The sequence below is a fragment of the Pseudobdellovibrionaceae bacterium genome, from assembly GCA_020635075.1.
Classification (GTDB): Bacteria; Bdellovibrionota; Bdellovibrionia; order Bdellovibrionales; family UBA1609; genus JADZEO01.
The window spans coordinates 1,728,785-1,747,228 of sequence record JACKAM010000001.1; the positions used below are offsets into that span (position 1 = coordinate 1,728,785).

Here is an 18,444-nt window from a genome sequence, read left to right on the forward strand (position 1 = left end):
GCCTCCCTGGCTTAAATTCAAGAACACTATTATTCAACTCACAGGCGACCTCGTCCAGAGATGCCGGAGGATCTAGACTGAAAATTCACTCTAATGTTGCGCGGCAGAAGCCGGGTCTCGTTTGTTTCTCGCACAACTTCACCATTTGTTAGTTTGACCTCAATCAAGCCGATGGGGTGTAGTAGGTGAGTGGAAACTTCAGCTTCAAAGGACATTGATTACCGCCTGATGGTGGAGACCACCCAGGAAGGGATTTGGACTATTGATGCCAATGGTGTCACCACCTACGTCAATCCCGCCATGGCCAGGATTCTTCAGTACAAGCCAGTAGAAATGATTGGCCGCCACTTGTTTGATTTCACCGATGACCGTGGCCAAGAGATTTGTGCCTGCAACATGAAACGCCGCGAACAAGGCATCGTTGAACAACACGACTTTGAGTTTATTCGCAAAGACGGCAGTCGCATTATCGCCACCCTGGAAACCGCTCCCCTCCAGGATGAGAAGGGCAACTACATGGGAGCCATTGCCGGAGTGATCGATGTCACAGAACGGCGTCTGGCCGAAGCCAATCTTGAGCGACTCTCCCGTCGATTGGAATTGAAGCTGGCCGAGCAAAGTCGTGAGCTGGATAATTCCCAGCGGCAGTTTGAGGCGATTTTTCAAGGGGCGGGAGACCTGATCTTCTTTTCCGACATCCACGGCAATGTGATGGTCGCCAATTCGGCGGTGGAAACCATTTTGGGTTATAGCCCTGAGGAGTTTACCCAACTCCATGTGTTGGATATTGTCGTGGGACTCAATCCTGCTGAGATGACTGAAATCCTCCAGCAACTGAGTCAATCAGGGCAGGTGTCCCGCGAGGATCTCCACCGCCATCGGGACGGTAGCCTCGTTCCCGTCGAGGTCAAGCTCACCAGTGTGGTTCTCGATGGTAAGTCCGGGATCGTTGTCATTGCCCGGGACCTGCGGGAAAAGAAAAAGATGGAACAGAGTCTTTTTGTTTCACAAAAGCGTGAAGCCATTGGCCGCCTAGCTGGAGGCATTGCCCACGAGTACAACAATCGCCTGGCCACCATTTTGTTGGCCGGGAGAATGGCCCTTCACCACTTGGCCTCCGACCATCCTGCCAGGGAGTATTTGGAGCGAATTATGACTTCGGCGCAGAATTCGGCCATTCTCACCAAACAACTTCTCGCTTTTGGTTGCCAGCAGATTCTCCATCCGAAAATTTTGGACATTAACTCTATCGTCAAACAAACTGAACGACTGTTGAGCCCTCTTTTGCCTGAGGATATTGACCTCTCTTTGGATATGCCGAGCCAGCTGCCGACCATTTCCTTTGATCCGGCTCTGTTTGAACAAATCATTATAAATTTAGTGATCAACGCCCGGGATGCCCTGACAACAGGAGGAGGCGTCATCATTCGTACTGGCCAGTCTCGTTTGCAAGCGAAAGATCTGGGGGCCTTCCCAGCTAAGACCGGCCATTTTGTTTGGGTTGAAGTGGAAGACAACGGGGAAGGCATGGACCCGGAAACCGCCGAAAGGGCCTTCGAACCCTTTTTTACCACCAAAGATGTCGGTCAAGGCACCGGCCTGGGGCTCTCCATGGTCCAAGGCACAGTTCAACAGGCCAATGGCTATGTTGAATTGGAATCTTATGAGCACCAGGGAACCCGCGTCCGCGTGTACTTTCCAGCCAGAGACGATGCGGTCACAGAACTCCCGGTTATGCCTCAGTCCCCTCAATCCCGGGTCTTGGGGCAAGGCCATGTTCTGCTGGTCGAAGACGAAGAGGACCTGAGAAGCCTTTGCCAAACCATTTTGGAACACGCAGGTTATCAAGTCACTGTCGCTCACTCTTACAAACAAGCTGAAGAAGTGTGTCTCCATGACCCCCGCCGCATCGATTTGCTCCTCACTGACGTGGTCATGCCTGGCCGATCGGGTCCAGAACTTTACCGTCATGTATCCCCGATGAGAGAGAGCATGAAAGTTCTCTTTATTTCTGGCTACGACAAAGATATTCTTTCTCGAGAGGGCTTAAATCTGGACGACTGCTTTTTGAGTAAGCCCTTTAATTCGGATCAGCTGATTCAGGCCGTAGACAGGTTGATTGGAAAAGTGAATCGAGCTCCCGAAAATAAGCCAGATTATGTCCCCCAGTCCCTAACCTGAGGATAGTGTTGAGCTCATGAAGAGCAAAAATCTACAAGACCTGCATTTGATCACTCTCGCCAACAACTTGCCCGGCCCTTTAGCACTGCAAAGTCTCATGCCTTTGGGAATCAAAGTCACCAAGGTAGAGCCACCTTGGGGTGATCCGCTCAACACCCACTGTTCCCAATGGTACAGGGAAATCACCTCGGGCCAGGCCATCTTGCAGCTCAATTTAAAGGAGCAAGGCGATAAGAGACGACTTGAGGTTTTGTTAGAAGATGCAGATCTGTTGTTGAGTTCCTTTCGTCCTTCAGCTCTTGTCAGCTTGGGACTCGACTGGACTTCACTTCATGGTAAATACCCACACCTGAGTTTGGTGGAAATTGTCGGTTTTTCCGAAGACCCGGAATTCCCTAGTCACGATCTCAACTATATGGCCCGGGCGGGACTTCTTAGTCCGCCGACACTTCCTCTTTCAACTTTCGCCGACATTCTGGGCTCTGCCCAAGTCGCAACGACCATTCTTGCCTGCCTTTGGCAAAGTGGAGAGGCCGGAACTGGCCTGCATCGACAGGTGAGCCTAGGAGATGCCGCAAAAACATTTGCCCGCCCTTTAGTAGAAGGCCCAACCCAAAAGAGTGGACCACTGGGAGGGGCACATCCGGGGTATGGGATCTACGCCACCCAGGATGGGTGGATTGCCTTGGCCGCCCTCGAACCAGAATTTATTGAGACCCTCAAGACTGAGTTCAATCTAAAAAAGCTCTCGCAGAGCGCGTTGGCGGAAAATTTCGCCAGCAGAGCCAGCCAAGACTGGGAGGCCTGGGCTCAGGCGAAAGACATTCCTCTGGCGGCGATTCCCTCTTAGACTTCCCTCAGATAAATCCAAGATCCCAAAGGCAGCAACAGGCACATCAACACCAACAAGGCGGTCGGACCAGGAGGAAGTGGGCCTGAGCCAGCTGCAATGGTGCCGCAATTGGCGGTGAAATCAAATTGATCTTGCTGATGACCGTCGTAATCAAAGGTGATGGAGTCAACGACAGCTGGATTGTCCGCATCTTGATTGTCTACCGTCAGACGGTAGCGCACAAAGCGCTTCATGGGTTGCCCCACAAAGGTCGCCGAAGCCGCCCACAGTGAGGTCGGATCAAAACCCGTCTGATCGCTGGTGGCAATCTCGACCGCCACCGTGCTGCCGCCACTCAAGGGTGCAGACACTGTCACTGAATTGAGTACGGGAGCGGTGTTGCGCAAGTCGATTTCCTTAGAAGTGATCGTATAAGTCGTAATCACCGACCGCACGCGGCCTTCGTCAATTCCCAAAAAGGCGGGATTTTCCGTTCCCGGACAAGTCGCCCCATCACACTTGTCATTATCTGTGATCCAAGTGCGGCCTTCGCCTCCATCGCCGCCTTTACCTTGATTCGGGAAGTTCCCTGATGGAGCATCAGCATCATCAATGCCAGACTCACCACCGGTTCCCCCATTGGCATTGATGGTGCCCGTAAAACTCAGATTCCGACCTGCCCATACGCCAACAGTTCCACCGCCACCGGCACCACCGCCGCCAGCCCGATAGGTGAGGGCTGTTCCGCCACCGGCACCGCCATTGGTATTCACCGCTCCTGATATAGTGATGTCGCGAACGGCTCGCAAAAGGACGACTCCTCCACCGCCACCGCCGGCTCCTCCACTTGAATGATTGGCTCCGTCGGTCCCACTGTAGGCCATGCCCCCACCACCACCTGATCCGCCTCCAATAACAGTAAAACCATCATCCTGAAAGTTTCCGCCCTTTGAATTCCAAGTGGTTTCCGTTACGTCGTAGCCATCTTCCGCCTGGGTTCCCGCTTGGCTGTAGGCTCCCCCTCCACCGCCTCCTGTTGCACCGACATTATTCATGGCCGGTGCCGCATTGGCCGCATTGGCGCCGAGACCCGCACGGGTGAGGCTCGCCCCACCCATAGTGCCATCCGTTGCTTCGACTGCGGGAATGGCCCCGCCACTCCCACCGGCTCCTCCTCCGCAATTCCCACTGCCTCCGGCCGACACCACTGTATTGTTGGCGTTAATGCCTTCTCCGGCTTCGCCATTGCAGTCAAGGGTTCCGGCAATGGTGATGTCTGTCAGGCTACGAATATCAAGAGGATTGGAACCAACGCCTTTAAGAGTATAACCCAAATCCAATGTGAAAGAAGTCACCTGCAAAGGGTAATAAGTGTCCGTATCGATGGTGATGGTTGTGCCGTTGACAGAGCCAAAGTTTGCCCAGGTGCTGGAATCAAAAGACCCGTGGCTCCCATCACCCATATCCAGTGATGTGACCTGGGCCCCACTGCCGGCGTTCCAACCCTGAATCTGCACCTCAGGGTAGAAAGTCCCGGTGGCGCTGTTGTACTTCATGTCGTAGGAGTCCACATTGGCCAATGAGGTGAATTCATCGGACCAGGTCAATGCCTGTCCCCGAAGGCTGAAAAACATGATCAAAAAGACAGCGACAATCTTAGCCTGTCGCTTGGCTGTCACCAGCTCCATCCCACCCCATTACTTGCCAAATCTTTTCTTTTAATGTGTCACAGGTAAACGGTTTGATTATGTAGGCGTTCACCGCCCACTGGGCCGCCTGGGTGATCTTAAATCTCTCCATGGATCGTTGACTGGTAATCATAATAAAGCGAGTACCCTTGCGCTTAGGATTCTTGCGCAAGGCTTTGAGCAGCACCAAGCCACTCACACCTGGCATCTCCCAATCAGACAGCACCAAGCCCAAAGGGAACTTCGTGTTTTGAATCATCTTAAGACCCTGCTGGGAATTCTTGGCCTCCAAAATATTTGAAAACCCCATGTCTTTAAGGTAGTCCACCACCACATCTCTCACCATGGCATCATCATCGACAACCAAAATGGGTAAATCGTAAAGTGGCCTAGCCATGCTCGCCCTCTCCATCAATCGGAATACGAACGGTGACTTCCAAACCCTTCACTGGATGGTTGGCAACCCGCATGGTTCCTCTGTGCTCCACCTCCACAATTTCGCGACAGATCGCCAGGCCTAGACCAGTCCCTTTGCGACCCTTGGTGGTGAAAAAGGGCTGGAGCACCTGCTCCAAGAGATCCTCTTTTATTCCTGGTCCATAATCGCGAACACGAATCTCGGCCCACTTTTCGTCCTGCACCACCGCATAGTCAATTTGCCCTGAAGTCCCCATGGCATGCATGGCATTGATGGACAGATTGATAATTACCTGAAGTAAGCTTGTCGCATTCGCCTTGGCCTTCACTGGATCTTTCTTGATAATGGTGACCTTCATATTGGTGGTTTTCAGTTGGTGCTCTAACAGATCAAGCGCCTCATCTAAGATATGGTGGACAAAGACCCAATCCTTTTTGGCAATTCCTTCACCTGTTCCCGAGAGATTCTTGAACTTTTCCAATATATCATTGGCTCTTTGCGAGGCCTCTAGGATTCTCTCCAGACCGGCCCGCATATCATCCGCCTCTTTCTTACGACAGATGTCGGCCTTACCCATGATCTGCATCAAAATATTTCCAAACTCATGAGTCACACCCCTGGCAACCGCGGCAACTGAGGCCATTCGCTCACTCTCCAACAAACGATTTTGCGCTTCGGCCAACTGGGCGGTCTTCAATTCTCCTTCTTTTTCCAGGTTCCACAGGGTGATGAAGTTGCGCGCCTTTTGTAAGATTTCTCCCTCTGTAAAGGGCTTATTGAGATAATCCCAACGGTCGACTTTCTTAACCCCCAACAGGGAGTTGATGGACTCAATGCTCCTGTCGTTATAGGCCGTCACAAACACGGCGTAAAGGTCCGGGTCCTGCTTGTGCATTTCCTTGACCAGATCATAGCCATCTTTATCGGAACCAAGCATAACGTCAAAAAAGCCCATAGCATAAGGCCGACCTTCCTGTTGCGCCTTGTGAAAGGCTTCCAGGGCCTTTTCATAGGAGTCACAAATAGTGACGTCAAATTCATAACCAGGGTCAGTCTCGTTCGGGGGGCGACTCATTATTCTTGTCGACCGAAGAGGGAGGACGTTCTTCTTTTTGGGAGCCAATATGTCTTCGTAGCTTTCCAAAATTCCCGGTTCATCATCGACAACCAGAACCCTCTTATTCCAGTCATGGGCAAGTCCCGAAAGTCCGTTGCCTTCTTCCTGGCCGGTGATCAATTGTTTGGCCGAGTTTTTCATGCTGATACCTTCTCGTCATCGGTGGCCACTGCAATTGGCAGTTCCACCACAAATATTGTTCCCTTACCTAAAGTGGAAGACCCTAGGCGAATGTCTCCGCCAAAGGCCCTGATAAATCTCCGACTGATGTTAAGTCCCAGACCAGTGCCCTCTTCTCTTGGCTTGGTGGAAAACTGGGATTCAAAAAGACGGCGTTTGTGCTCCTCTTCAATGCCCACTCCATTGTCCATCACTCCAATCAAGGCCTTGCCTTCGTCAGCCTGGACAGAAATCTCCACCTTGCCCTTAAAAGTCTTGCCCTGAAGCTCTTCCACATCTGCACGGGATTTGACGGCTTGCAGAGCATTGCGCAGAAGATTAGTCATGGCCTGCAGGAATTCATCCTGATCCACCATCACCGTGATGTCCTTGTCCATTTCATCCATGGAAATTTCAGCCTTCATTTGGGATGCCAAATCGGCCATCACATGCATGGATTCGCGCACCAGGTGACCCACATCGTGGGGTTTAGACTCACCCTTAACAACACTAAGTGATCTCATGGACTGGACAATGCGGTTAATGCGCTGACATTCCTTGAGCAAAAAATCCACGTCGCCTGTCAGGGTCCCCACCTCACTGGTCAGAGAGCCACTTACCGCTTTGATGTTTTCCAAATCTTCTTGAAACAAACTGGCTCCTTCAAAGACCTCTGAAGGCGCATTCCAAGCAGAGACCAAGCCATCCAACCCCTTGTCAGCAAAGTCCTTCTCCCAACCGGCGAGAATCTCTTTAAGAACCTCAGCCTCTTCACCCTGGTGCTGGCGCAGGCGGGATTGAATCTTTTGAATCCGCGACATGATTCCGGTAAGAGGATTCAAAACCTCGTGGGCCGCGCGTCCCGCAATTTCACCGACTGCCGCGAGACGGGTTGTGCGCAACAAGGCCTCCTGGGCCTTTTTCACCGCCTGGTTTTGAACCTCAAGCTGATGGGTTCTCTCCTTGACCTTGTTTTCCAGCTCGGCATTGATATGTTCCAGTTCTTCGCGAGATTGCTTGAGATCGCGAATCATGTGATTGAAGGACTTGGCCAACACCGAGATCTCATCTTTGGTCTTGACCGCGATTTGGGTTTCCAAATCTCCCTCAGAAACATTGCGCATTCCACCCATCAACGTTTCCAGCGGGCGAGTGAGCGAACGCGAGAACAGGATGGCAGCAATGAACGAAGCTGTGAGGACTATGAGAGCAAAGAACAAGGAGCGATAAATCAGGTGGTAGACCACAGCAAAGGCCTTGTCCTCACTCACCCGAGAGACCACCATAATGCGTTTGTTAAAGGCTTTTGAGAAGGCTCCCAATACTTTCTTGCCATCCACCTCGGCCGGTAACACGCTGGTGTTGAGTGGGTGCTCCATGGCCTTGAGGATCAATGCATCAGGGCTTCCCTCTTGTCCCATCATTTCCACTTTCGGGTGGGCCAGAATCTCACCCTTTTCGTTGGTGATAAAAACCTCATTGAGAGTGGCGCGGCCAAGAGCCGTCATCAGCTTGTCGGCGCGAAGATAGCTAATCACCGCGTACTGTCTTACTGGAACTCCGGCCTCGGTCTCTTCCACAACACTGCGGCCAAAACCCACCAGGGGAGGCCCATCCAGAATCGTGGCGTTCCATACCGCTTCACCTTCGACCCGAATGCGGTCGAAGGGTATGGGACGCTTTGCCGGAAGCTGATTGAGAAAGTACTCCTCTTTGATTCCGTAGGTCTCGAGGTAAGTGCCACTGGTATAAAGGGCCTTTTCCACCCGGCTGAAGCCGTCACTTCCGCCGACAAAGACGGTTTCAGAATCACTCTCCAGCAACTCCCGCATAAGGCGGTTTGAACGTCCCTTGTTTTCGTTAAAGAAAAAGGCCACTAACTTGATTTTGTCTGCTACACCTTGGAAGAAGGTCTCAATGTCTGAGGCAATGTTGGTCACCGCGCTCCTGTTATAGTCATAGACCAACTCGGTTTTATCACCCTTAAGGATTTTGGCGGCCAGGCCCAGGTAGGCACCGACACACAAAACCAGCAACAGTGTCGTGACAATCAGAAATTTATAACGAATAGAGAACAGCGGCCTCATCTATATATTCTCCCGTCTTTTTATCGGAGCAATAACAGGGAGAATTCACGGCCTGACTCAAAAGGAGTCACAGCCCAACAAAGATCTCCACCTTGGTCGGGAAATGATGCGGCAACTACCAGAGTACAGACTTCAAGTTACCGCTTGGTGCGCACTAATACTGGGGATGTCTCCGTCGACAGCCCCGAACTGGAGGATGAGATGCCCTTTACGCTGTAGGTCGTGTTAGGCAAAAGGCCTGAGATAGTCATCGTGTGGTCAAATCGGAAGCCTTTTTTCTTCGAAGTCAAAACCTCTCCAGTACCAACATTGGTCCACTCCACTTCAGTGGTGGCCGCCTTATCGGTCGACCATGAAACTGAAATCGTTGTCTGTTGCACGTCGGTCACCAGGTAGTCCTCGATAACAGGAGCGGTTTCGTTACAAGGATTCTCTTCCGGTTTTTCCAAATAGTAATGATCAGAACTCACCACTTGCCAACCACGATCCAAGAGACCCTGATAAGCGGCCTGAGGCGAAGGCGGATTCTGGGTGGAGTCGAAATATCGACTGTTACCCTGGCGACCGCACTCAGGGTCATTGGCATCACCGTTCCAAGGACGCCACATAATAATTAAAGAAATGTGATAACGAGGCCCTTGGTAGTAATCCACTTCAAAAGGAATATACTGCCCCTCTTGGATATCCACGGGATAGGTTCCACAGCCCATACGCGTGGGATGGGTGCCATCATTATTGACCACTTCCTGCCAATCTCCGTTGGCATCCTGCATGCGCAGGACCGCGCCATCGTCAGAGAGAATGGCAAACTGATACAGCCCCGAGCTCTCACCGGGAGCGAGAGTAAACTGACTCTTAAAGTTAATACCGAAATACTCATACAAGGTGTCACCCTGAGGAGTGGTGATCACATCTCCGGAACGGGTGACAAACCCTCGATCCCAGGGGCGGGTGGGAATACTGAGTTGGTTAAAAAACAAACTCACCTCATCCACCGGATGGGCATAGGTAATATAGTCGACGGCGCGGGTGTAGTTGGTCTCTCCGGGCAGGGTGTAGAACAGTTTACCCAAGATCCCTTGGGTGCGGTCCCCTAACTGCTCGGAGCCATCGAACGGATTACATACATAGGTACTGGGATCGGGGGGCATATAAGGTGGAACAATGTCCACATCGGTGCCTCCTCCAGCATCAACGGAATCCCCTTCCTTACAGGCCGACAGAGCGACCATAAGGAATACCATAAGGGCGAATAAACGGACCGTAACCCTCATAATTTCTCCTCACACAAACATCACAACCGTTTTCCAGTATAGTGCTTAACTTTTCAACATGCTGAAAATACTTAGTTTTTGTCGTTTTTTGGGACGTTTTTGTGGATCATTTTTGGACCCAAGGGGAATATCCCCATTGGCCATTCCCAACTAACTGAAATTTGAAAGGAATTTTACTTGATAGGCCAAGACCGCGATATTTGCGGACTTTTCCCGGAAAATGGGAAAAGGCCGTTGCGAATTGAGAATTTTCTTAGTATACGAGTCCATTCAGGTTCTATCGGCTTAAGGGGCTACCCCGGGGTTTTCCAACTTCGCCGGAACCGAATTGCGCGCAGAAACTGAAAAGTAGCTCAAAGAAGAGGTTTTGGAATGAGCAAAAAAGTGGGCAAAATCGCTCGTTATCGTATTCAACGTCGATTGGGAGTTGAACTTCCTGGCCTGGGTAAAGCCGGTGCATTGGAAAGACGTCCCTATCCTCCTGGTCAAAACGGCAATCGTCGCCGCAAATATTCTGACTTTGCTCTCCGCTTGGAAGAGAAACAGAAAATCCGCTGCAATTATGAGCTTCGTGAAAAGCAATTGCGTCGTTTTATCCGCGATGCCAAGCGTGGTTCTGGAACCAACTGGGTTGCTAAATTGGCAGGTCTCCTAGAGAGCCGCCTGGATTCAGTTGTTTTCCGTCTTGGTTTTGCACCCAGCATCCGTTCTGCTCGTCAATTGGTGAGCCATGGTCACGTGATGGTTGATGGCAAAATTGTTACTGTTGGTTCTTGTGTATTGAAGCCTGGTGCAAAAGTAAGCCTTAAACCTAAGGCCTACGAAAACCAGATTTATCTTCGTGCCCAACAAGCCCCCCGCCTTGAGCTTCCTGACTTCCTCCGCCGTGAAGAAGAAAATGGAGCCCAAGTAGGCGTTGTTCAGGCAGTACCTGGTCTTGAGCATGTCCCGTTTCAATTCGATTCAGGACTGTTCACTGAGTACTACGCTGCTCGCAAAGCCTAATTAAGTTCTAGTCGCCTTTTTGGCTGCCAGGAACAAAAAAAGACAGGTCAATGACCTGTCTTTTTTTATGAGTGTCAGGCATTCCACACTGATGAATCGATCTGAGAATTAAAAAAACATTCTCAGAACGATTCACCACCTCTCAAATGTACGCCCACAACTTCCGATAAACATAATATGGAAAAGAAGTACGTTTATTCCCCCGTCCATATTCTATTTCTATTGGCCCTGGTTTTCTCCATGGGGTGCGAGCGCAACCCGAGTGGAAAAACCCAAGTCAGGCTCTCCCTGCAGGATATTTACCAAAGTCGCAATGGTGCCCAAAGCAGTGGTGACCAAATCACCAAGGTTGCCATCAATGTTCACAATCCGGCAGGTGGCCCACCCATTGTTGGTGGCTGGGAACCCATGCACCACGATAGTGCTGTCCAGGAAATGCCTCCACCCGAGTTTATTCTCCCCGTTCAAGAGGGGCCAAACCAATTGGTACAGGTCCTCATTGTCACCGACAAACTCACCGGCGGCACCATCTTCGACTATGGAGATCAATTGGTAAATATTGTTCCCGGCAACAATGTTGTTGAGGTGGTCACCCAAACTCTCGCCAATGGCGAAGCGAGTGCTGAGGCTGGGATTCGCTACATTAGAGCGGACGGAACTGGTCCAACAGGCGTGGTGGAAATGCTCTACCAGCCCCCTGGAGCCAATAAACCCCTGATGCTTGTTCATGAGCTGTACGCGGCCGGCGGATGGATGAATGCACACTTGTTTCAAACGACTCCCCTGCAATATCGCCTACGCGAAACGGGCGAAATGCTGTTTTCAAATTTGAACTATAGTCATCCAGACTTTGCTGTATCCACCAGGATGATGCATATGAAACATCCGGTGTTCTATGCGGATGAAATGCACGATCAAGCGGCACCCTACGAAATGATTCCAGCCGGCGAATACTTTATGGGCTTTGCCGGACCCGGAAGTACGGGCAAAACGGTTTGCTATGATGTGAGTGACAATTCCAACATGAGCAAGGCCTGGGTGGATAGTAGTGGATCAGTCCCCTTTCAATGGTCGGGAACTTCGGGCGACACGGGAGATTTTCACCGCACGGCCGGTGGAGCAGATGAAACCAGTGGACCCTGCACTGGCGGAACTCCATTTGTCGATACTCTAAAACTCCAGTGGGAAGAATTGGGTGAGGGCGGCGGCGGCCGTGGCCTGTATGGATTTGAAGGGATCTTTGCCATGCAAAAGGGCAAGTACGGTATGACGCCCGCTCAATCCCTCTATCAAAGTCGCTTGAACACAGCCGCACTGTCCTGGCAGGCCCTGCCGGGAGTTTTCACCGGTCCGGGCGCCGTTACGGGGGTAAAAGTCTTCAAACGCTACGACCCCAATCATAACAGTGATTATCGATTCAATGACCAAATCGCCTGTCACGAGCTGACGACAAAGTTTGGCTTTTCGTTCGCGGCTGATCTTCCCGGTGCGGCGGCAAATTCTGTCCTTCTACAAGGACTCAGTCCCACCAATGTCTATGATCAACAGGTAGTGATTTGTCCCTACGACGCCGGCGGAAAATTTCTTAATGGGGCCGCTACAGAAGTGCGTGACATCGGAAGTGGTGTGGCCACCTTCGGAACAGGTGCTGATGGAACTCGCACGATCAGCACGAATGTATCCAACCCAGCAGCAGACATATCCATCTTGGGCGGGAAGGTCCTAATGGCCAAGCGCCTCGTAGAGGCCGTTTCGCCTGATGGGGGCACCCTCACCCTACAGGGGGGAACTCTTAACTCTCCAAATACCGAATTTGAAGTAGGCGACGAAATTCTTTGGATGGTGCTGGCGGAAGACGCTGACAATTGTGGACCTGAGTTGATGCCCGGTATGTATGGCTACAACTATGTGCGCAGCCTTAATACCACTTCACGCACTTTAACCCTCTTGGCCCCGATTGTTCTCAATGGATCGGCGGTTTCAGCCTCTGCTTTGACCACTGCGGACGTCAATCAGGGGGGCAGCTTCTGCCGGGTGTTTGTTCAACGAGTTCCTCATTTTAATAACTTAACTTTGGATGCCTCTGGGGGAACAAGACTGTTTGATGCTTCTTCCCTGCAAATTAACACCTCGGGCGGAGGTGTTCTCGCTTTTCGAGTGAATGGAGTGATGGACTACCTTGGAAACAGCAACTTTGCCATTACCGCCAGCGGCTACGGCTACCGTGGGGGTCAATGGACAGCCACGTCGCGCACCGGAGACTCTTATCTTGGTTACAAATCAAACTATCTGAGCCCTGTCGGCAATGCTGGTGGTGGCTTTAACCTCTACGGAGGCGGCGGCGGAGGAGGAGGAGCCTCGGGTGGTAATGGCGGAAGTGCTTCAGGCACCCAAGCTGGAGGCCAGGGTGCTCCCACGATGGACCTGCAATGCGGAGGAACCTGTCACTGGGAAGACTTCTTCATCATGGGTGGAGGCGGTGGTGCCGGTTCCCAGTCCCTTGGTGATGGGGGCAATGGTGGCGGTATCGTGGCCGTCTATGCCCGCACCATCAATCGTACCAGCGGATCTGGAATGGCCATCTTTAGATCGGATGGAATGAACGGCAATAATGTTAGCGGGGCTGGTGAGGACACCGGTGGTGGTGGCGGTGGCGGTACTGTTCAAGTCGTCGCTCAAACACTGGATACCAATCTTAATCTCTACGCGACGGGTGGCCCAGGAGGGAGCGCCTCTGGGACCGGAACTGCCCGAGCCGGTGGTGGCGGTGGTGGTGGCCGACTGATTGGCCGTGCCTGCCAGGGATCTGGAAACTTCCCGGCGCCAGACGCCAACCCCGGATCAGGGGGAACTGGCACCGAAAGTAATGGTGCACCCGGATCTGTTGGCTGGAATGATGTTTCTATCAACACTAATCAGAGTCAGTGCTGGGAGTAGCAATTTGGTTCCAGGTCCTCAAACGGGATGCGCCACAACAAAGCAATCTCACTTATGAGATTCCTTTGTTGTGGCGCATCCCGTTTGAGGACCTGGAACCAAATTTCTGGCCCAATATTGTCACTCAAGGCCCAATCTCGGAGCTTTAAGGCTGCCAAAAGCCTGTGATTTTTCCATGACTGTCAAACTATCCGGCACAGAGGTTGCTCCCTGTGGGAACGGATTTATCGATACAGGAGGAAATCGAATGTTTCGAGTGGCTGGTTTGGTCGCCTTTTTGGCTATGACTTTTGTGGCTGTTCCTGCTGGAGCAGTGAAGGTCAACTACAAGACTCTCAAGCGCCGTGCTTACTTCACCCCAGAAGCCGGAAGCAGTGGCCTCTATGCGCCCATGGATTTACGTCGCAAGAAGTTCACCTTTACGCCAACTGACAATGAGATCTGTGGCCGCGTCTTGGTTCGCGACCAGGACAATTTGGCCTACTCCTGCACCCTGGAACTTCCCACTCGCGCAAGCATGGCCAAGTTGCGGGAGCACATGAGTGACCGGGAAATCGCGGTCAAGTTTGGTGGCTTGGACAAAAAAGTGCAAATTCGAGTTTCCCAGGACGCCCGCTTCGTCACATTTTCCACTCGATTTGATGACACTGGCCTGGACTTCGAGACCGCTGAGTTTAATGATGAGTTCTTTTCTGTCTACGCCAAATCAGCCCAACTGATTATCGGCGAGGCCATGAACAAGCAGCGATTGCGCATCAAAGTTCTGGAAAACTAAGGAGATCTCCCTAGAAGGCCTGATAAAAGCCTAATAGCTCATCAAGACAGCTGCTCGATGTTGCCGTCCCGTACTCGATAGCTCCCACTTCAGTGGTTGCTGTTCTTACCTGCCCACAATAGTCATGAAGGGCCGCCGGATCGCGGGTGGTGGTATCCATATCCGACTCACCTTTTTGCGTGAGTTTAAAGTCCCCAGCCAGATAATTGTTAAACAGGTCTTCCCCTTCTCGAATCTGATTACCCGTATTCATGATGATGCCTCCCTTGTTGCTTGCCCAAATCGAACCAGAGACAAGGTTGTTGATCACCCGAGCGGTCGCTTCTGAGTCCCGAACATGAATTCCCTCAGTGCCAACCAAGGTATTTTGAATCACCAAAGTATTATTGGCCTTGTTAAGATAAATGCCCGCGTCACTACAGCCGATCACAATGTTATTGCGGACAGTACCGTTAGTATGCTCCGTTGAACAGTTCATGTTTTCACAGGATTGAGAGAGAGAGAGCCCGTCACCGCCGAGAGAAAGTCCAACGCGAGTGCCACTGGCCAGGTATCGGGAGCAAGCCACGAGATTGGACTCAAAGACGGCATCTCGGGAGTTCCCCCGCAAGGATATTCCGTAGCTGGTCTTATCTCCCAAATTCTTGGAAAAATCATAGAGAAAGTTGCGGCGAAAAGTCCAACGTGCCCCGCCACTGACATCGATGAAATTGACATTGCCAGAAGTGTCCCGCGCTGATGAGTTGTATAGCCGGTTATTGGCCAGCAACACATCGTTGGCAAATTTGTATGGTGACCCACTGACCCCAGAGCCGCTACCACGAATCATAGAATTGAATTCTGTCATGGTGTTATTGCGTACAATAAGGTGATCGGCCTCACCTCGAATATGGACCGCGTTTTCGCACTTGCTATGGTCTCCCGGAATACAGGAACCACGGATCACCAGATTTTCCAAGATCCAGTAAGGAGCGCGAACAACAAAGCCTTCCGTCGGTGACGAACCTGGGTTCATTTCCAAAAGTGCATCGCCGGCCATAGCTGCCCGTAGACGAATGGGCTCCTCTGATGTCCCGGCCCTCGCAATCATCACGTTGCCTTCGATCTCATAACTTCCGGGACCGATGATGATGTCGTCCCCTGGCTCAGCAAGAGCCAGAGCACTGGTGAGTTCTTCCACCGTCGTCACTTTGATTTCACGTTTAAAACTTGGATCCCCCGGCAGGGGAGAAAGTGTTTCCTCTGAGCCAAGGCGCAGGCTGTTGCGGGCCTGAAATTCCCCACTGCAGCCAAGCAATATGACTGCCAGAATCATAGTCCCCCAGATATAAGTACCTAAAATCCGTCTCATTTTCAGACCCGTCCCCCAATTGCCATCTTGGCAATAAGAAGAATACTGCAATAAGGGAACCGGGCGAGACGCAACCTATGGCACTACCACCACGTTCGGGTGACCAGTGGCTTCACAGTGTTCAATGGCTTCATAGCCCCCTCGGGTGTACTGACGGTGTTCTCCTCTAGGCAGTACCACCGCACACCTCCCTGAGGCCGGGATACCAAACGCTCGTGAGGACCCGTCACCTGAAACTGCGGGCTGCTGATTTCAAAGAAAGTACCGTCCGTTTGCAGGGACGATGCTTCAAGAGGAATGATCCACTGGCTCTTGCTTTCGTCAGCCGTTGCACAGGGATTTCCATCCTCAACCACACCTACAGTTTGACCTTTCAACTCCCCATTTAGTCGGCCGTCAGCACTGCCAAAGCGCACATCGATGGCCAGAATGAGTTCCATGCCAGGAACGGCCTTTGGCAAGATAAAGCCTTGGGTGCCGAAAGCCCCTTGAATCAACTTGTAAGGCATTACCACGCGGATCGAGGCGGGATCGGCCATGGTCGCCAAAAAAGGATCCACCACTTTGCCAGTCTCCGAATTAAACTTTTCAACCGCAGCCTTCACCTGCTCACGGATTTCATGGTTCTCCGGCGGGGCCATGGGGAGAATTCCCTCCACAACCAAATCAACCGGCCTCTCACCCAGGGATACCTGATGTTCCCAGCCCATGCGTCCTTGTTCGCGCATAATCAACCCGGAAACCAACCCCAAGGAATAGTGGTCGTGACCAAACACTTCCATTTCAGGCTCATTGATTTGAACCAACTCCGTCCGCAGAGCCCCGCGCATAGCATCCAATAATTCCTGTTCCGACTGACCGCAACCGCCCCAGGCTATGGCTGAAGACACTCCATCCATATAGCTTGCCGAACCTTCAGCTACATCCGTTTGCTTATAGGTTTCCGCCAATCCTGGATACCGGTTCATCAATTCCTGGCGCCAATAGGACGCAACCGAAAGGTAAGCCGGCAAATGGCTTCCCCTCTCAAAGGCCTCAACTAGTGCATTCAATAGCTCAAACCGCAGGCGCCGAGGCTGCCAATCAGCCGGGTATTCAGTTGCCCGAGTGCCTTCGTCTTTGGGGAGGCCCCATTGACTCTGAACATAAAAATGAAAGCCTTCATGAACGGCGAGTGTGAGTGCAAAATCCTTTTGGAAAGGGCCCGCCGGCATCCTGCCGGTAAAGGCCAAATTAATGGCCAAGGCATCCCGTCCCTTCCATTCGCCATTAGCATAAAAACCAAAGGCCATACTTGGTGGCAACAAACTAAAATCGATGGCTCTAAAAAGGTCCTTACCTCCGAACTCGTTCCAAACAAATGCCTGTTGCTTCTCGTGGTCCGAATACACCACCTGTGGATCCCGCCAATTCATGCCGGGCCATACACGCTCCGGACATTCCAACAGTACACGGGACATTCCCTCACTCAACATCTGCACCCTGGCCAGCAAGGGATCCCCTGCCTTGTTAACGGGCGACCCCAAGGCCAGCTGGCTCAGACAGGCCAGTGTGAGAACAAATAACTTTTGCAATAATCCCATTCTAGAGAATGAATTTCCCATGGTCCCCCCCTTTTTTATGTCCCCGGAAAAGCAAAGATCTTTGCACAAGGACTTGAGTCGGGCAAATCCTAAGCCCTGCCTGGAGCGCTGAGGCTTTAAACATCTGTTACCGAAATGCGGCCACCAGGCTTCAAATCGAAATAAGCCCACGCTCACGTCTCATTCTGAGACATTTCAGGCGGCATAAGTGTTGAATATCATGGAGGTGAGGTGGTGATTAGATGATGCGATCGATTAACCTGATTGGCTTCTTAGTCGGGCTCATTTTCAGCCAGGCCAATGCCTGGGCGTCATCTCCTATTGCCCAAGAGTTTGCAATTCGCCGCCTTTTGAATCAGACCTATTGTGCGAACCCACAGGTCTTTCTTCTTCCCGACGATGTCCTCAATAAGACCCTCGATGAGGAAATTAAAAACATACTTGCTATCGAAGACTCACCTCACCTGGTCTCTCTCGCCGCAAGAAAGGAATTAAGGTTTCACACCCGCATTCGGTTACATCTGCTAGTTGAAATTGCGGCCGTCTTGAAGCGTCACTCCGATGTCATGCATCTGGCAAAAATTCGAGAGAATTCTTGTGACTCATTGACCCACAGCGCGGATTTCGACGAAGTTCAATATCAATTGGCAAACTGTCGTTACCTATCTTCAATCAATCAGAGTCCTGGCCTGGCGGTTCACTTGGCGCAAAAGGCTCGCGAAAACCTACGCACCGCCAGCCAGCAGTATCCAGAGGTTGTTCCACCTGGCTTGGATGAGTCGTCCAAAGTCGTACTCTACAAATCTTTTCACATCGAAGACCTACGACCTGGAAGTCGTGACTACCCCGAAAAGGTGGCTGCCGCGATGGCCGACGAATCCGACTTTTTTGCTCGAGGACCGGATCGGTTTTATCCGGATAGATCCTTTCGCCATCAGGCCAAGTGGATGGACTATTGTCAATTTGGAGAAATTAAACATGTCGAGGGGAGCGCCATTGCTCCGGCCCTCCAGAAGGGTGTGGGAGCTCAGTAGTAG

Annotated in this window: 13 protein-coding genes; 6 read left to right on the top strand and 7 right to left on the bottom strand. The window is 51.7% G+C overall.

Annotated elements, in window-relative coordinates:
* Positions 1–189 precede the first annotated feature (189 nt).
* Both H6624_07485 and H6624_07490 read left to right on the top strand, forming a co-directional pair.
* Complete coding sequence (locus H6624_07485) at positions 190–2,181, top strand: PAS domain S-box protein (protein ID MCB9084171.1); 1,992 nt, start codon at positions 190–192, stop codon at positions 2,179–2,181.
* A gap of 16 nt (positions 2,182–2,197) precedes the next feature.
* Positions 2,198–3,031, top strand: coding sequence for a CoA transferase (locus H6624_07490; GenBank protein ID MCB9084172.1), 834 nt, complete (start codon positions 2,198–2,200; stop codon positions 3,029–3,031).
* On the opposite strand, the gene H6624_07495 is transcribed toward H6624_07490, so the two are convergent.
* From H6624_07495 to H6624_07515, 5 genes are all read right to left on the bottom strand, one after another.
* On the bottom strand, positions 3,028–4,701 hold the full coding sequence (locus tag H6624_07495; protein ID MCB9084173.1) for a hypothetical protein: 1,674 nt from the start codon (positions 4,699–4,701) through the stop codon (positions 3,028–3,030). The two genes, H6624_07490 and H6624_07495, sit on opposite strands and share 4 nt — an antisense overlap.
* Positions 4,670–5,098 carry a response regulator gene (locus H6624_07500; protein ID MCB9084174.1) on the bottom strand — a complete coding sequence of 143 codons (429 nt, stop codon included), beginning with the start codon at positions 5,096–5,098 and terminating at the stop codon, positions 4,670–4,672. Before H6624_07500 ends, H6624_07495 begins: the two co-directional genes overlap by 32 nt.
* Positions 5,091–6,377 carry a response regulator gene (locus H6624_07505; GenBank protein MCB9084175.1) on the bottom strand — a complete coding sequence of 429 codons (1,287 nt, stop codon included), beginning with the start codon at positions 6,375–6,377 and terminating at the stop codon, positions 5,091–5,093. Before H6624_07505 ends, H6624_07500 begins: the two co-directional genes overlap by 8 nt.
* On the bottom strand, positions 6,374–8,482 hold the full coding sequence (locus H6624_07510; GenBank protein ID MCB9084176.1) for a HAMP domain-containing protein: 2,109 nt from the start codon (positions 8,480–8,482) through the stop codon (positions 6,374–6,376). The genes H6624_07505 and H6624_07510 overlap by 4 nt, the downstream gene beginning before the upstream one ends.
* 137 nt (positions 8,483–8,619) lie before the next feature.
* Positions 8,620–9,756 carry a hypothetical protein gene (locus H6624_07515; protein MCB9084177.1) on the bottom strand — a complete coding sequence of 379 codons (1,137 nt, stop codon included), beginning with the start codon at positions 9,754–9,756 and terminating at the stop codon, positions 8,620–8,622.
* Between the two features lie 372 nt (positions 9,757–10,128).
* On the opposite strand from H6624_07515, the gene rpsD reads away from it, so the two are divergent.
* From rpsD to H6624_07530, 3 genes are all read left to right on the top strand, one after another.
* The gene (gene rpsD, locus H6624_07520; GenBank protein ID MCB9084178.1) at positions 10,129–10,761 is read left to right on the top strand and encodes a 30S ribosomal protein S4; all 633 of its coding nucleotides are present in this window, start codon (positions 10,129–10,131) and stop codon (positions 10,759–10,761) included.
* 177 nt (positions 10,762–10,938) lie between these two features.
* Positions 10,939–13,698 (top strand): hypothetical protein, encoded by a 2,760-nt coding sequence (locus H6624_07525; GenBank protein ID MCB9084179.1) that lies wholly within the window; start codon positions 10,939–10,941, stop codon positions 13,696–13,698.
* 247 nt (positions 13,699–13,945) lie between these two features.
* A complete protein-coding gene (locus H6624_07530; GenBank protein MCB9084180.1) occupies positions 13,946–14,473 on the top strand; it encodes a hypothetical protein in 528 nt (175 codons plus the stop codon).
* Positions 14,474–14,483: 10 nt separating this feature from the next.
* Here H6624_07530 and H6624_07535 read toward each other — a convergent pair whose 3' ends face one another.
* A complete protein-coding gene (locus tag H6624_07535; protein ID MCB9084181.1) occupies positions 14,484–15,824 on the bottom strand; it encodes a right-handed parallel beta-helix repeat-containing protein in 1,341 nt (446 codons plus the stop codon).
* An 83-nt stretch (positions 15,825–15,907) separates the two neighbouring features.
* Positions 15,908–17,428 (bottom strand): hypothetical protein, encoded by a 1,521-nt coding sequence (locus H6624_07540; protein MCB9084182.1) that lies wholly within the window; start codon positions 17,426–17,428, stop codon positions 15,908–15,910.
* A gap of 221 nt (positions 17,429–17,649) precedes the next feature.
* Between H6624_07540 and H6624_07545 the strand changes: the two genes are divergently transcribed.
* A complete protein-coding gene (locus tag H6624_07545) occupies positions 17,650–18,441 on the top strand; it encodes a hypothetical protein (GenBank protein MCB9084183.1) in 792 nt (263 codons plus the stop codon).
* The last annotated feature ends 3 nt before the right edge of the window (positions 18,442–18,444 follow it).

What these genes read in the sequence shown, in the direction of transcription:
- rpsD (MCB9084178.1), top strand. Translation starts at nt 10,129, where the DNA reads ATGAGCAAAAAAGTGGGCAAAATCGCTCGTTATCGTATTCAACGTCGA.
- H6624_07525 (MCB9084179.1), top strand. Translation starts at nt 10,939, where the DNA reads ATGGAAAAGAAGTACGTTTATTCCCCCGTCCATATTCTATTTCTATTG.
- H6624_07530 (MCB9084180.1), top strand. Translation starts at nt 13,946, where the DNA reads ATGTTTCGAGTGGCTGGTTTGGTCGCCTTTTTGGCTATGACTTTTGTG.
- H6624_07540 (MCB9084182.1), bottom strand. Translation starts at nt 17,428, where the DNA reads ATGGGAAATTCATTCTCTAGAATGGGATTATTGCAAAAGTTATTTGTT.
- H6624_07505 (MCB9084175.1), bottom strand. Translation starts at nt 6,377, where the DNA reads ATGAAAAACTCGGCCAAACAATTGATCACCGGCCAGGAAGAAGGCAAC.
- H6624_07500 (MCB9084174.1), bottom strand. Translation starts at nt 5,098, where the DNA reads ATGGCTAGGCCACTTTACGATTTACCCATTTTGGTTGTCGATGATGAT.
- H6624_07510 (MCB9084176.1), bottom strand. Translation starts at nt 8,482, where the DNA reads ATGAGGCCGCTGTTCTCTATTCGTTATAAATTTCTGATTGTCACGACA.
- H6624_07495 (MCB9084173.1), bottom strand. Translation starts at nt 4,701, where the DNA reads ATGGAGCTGGTGACAGCCAAGCGACAGGCTAAGATTGTCGCTGTCTTT.
- H6624_07515 (MCB9084177.1), bottom strand. Translation starts at nt 9,756, where the DNA reads ATGAGGGTTACGGTCCGTTTATTCGCCCTTATGGTATTCCTTATGGTC.
- H6624_07490 (MCB9084172.1), top strand. Translation starts at nt 2,198, where the DNA reads ATGAAGAGCAAAAATCTACAAGACCTGCATTTGATCACTCTCGCCAAC.
- H6624_07535 (MCB9084181.1), bottom strand. Translation starts at nt 15,824, where the DNA reads ATGAGACGGATTTTAGGTACTTATATCTGGGGGACTATGATTCTGGCA.
- H6624_07545 (MCB9084183.1), top strand. Translation starts at nt 17,650, where the DNA reads ATGATGCGATCGATTAACCTGATTGGCTTCTTAGTCGGGCTCATTTTC.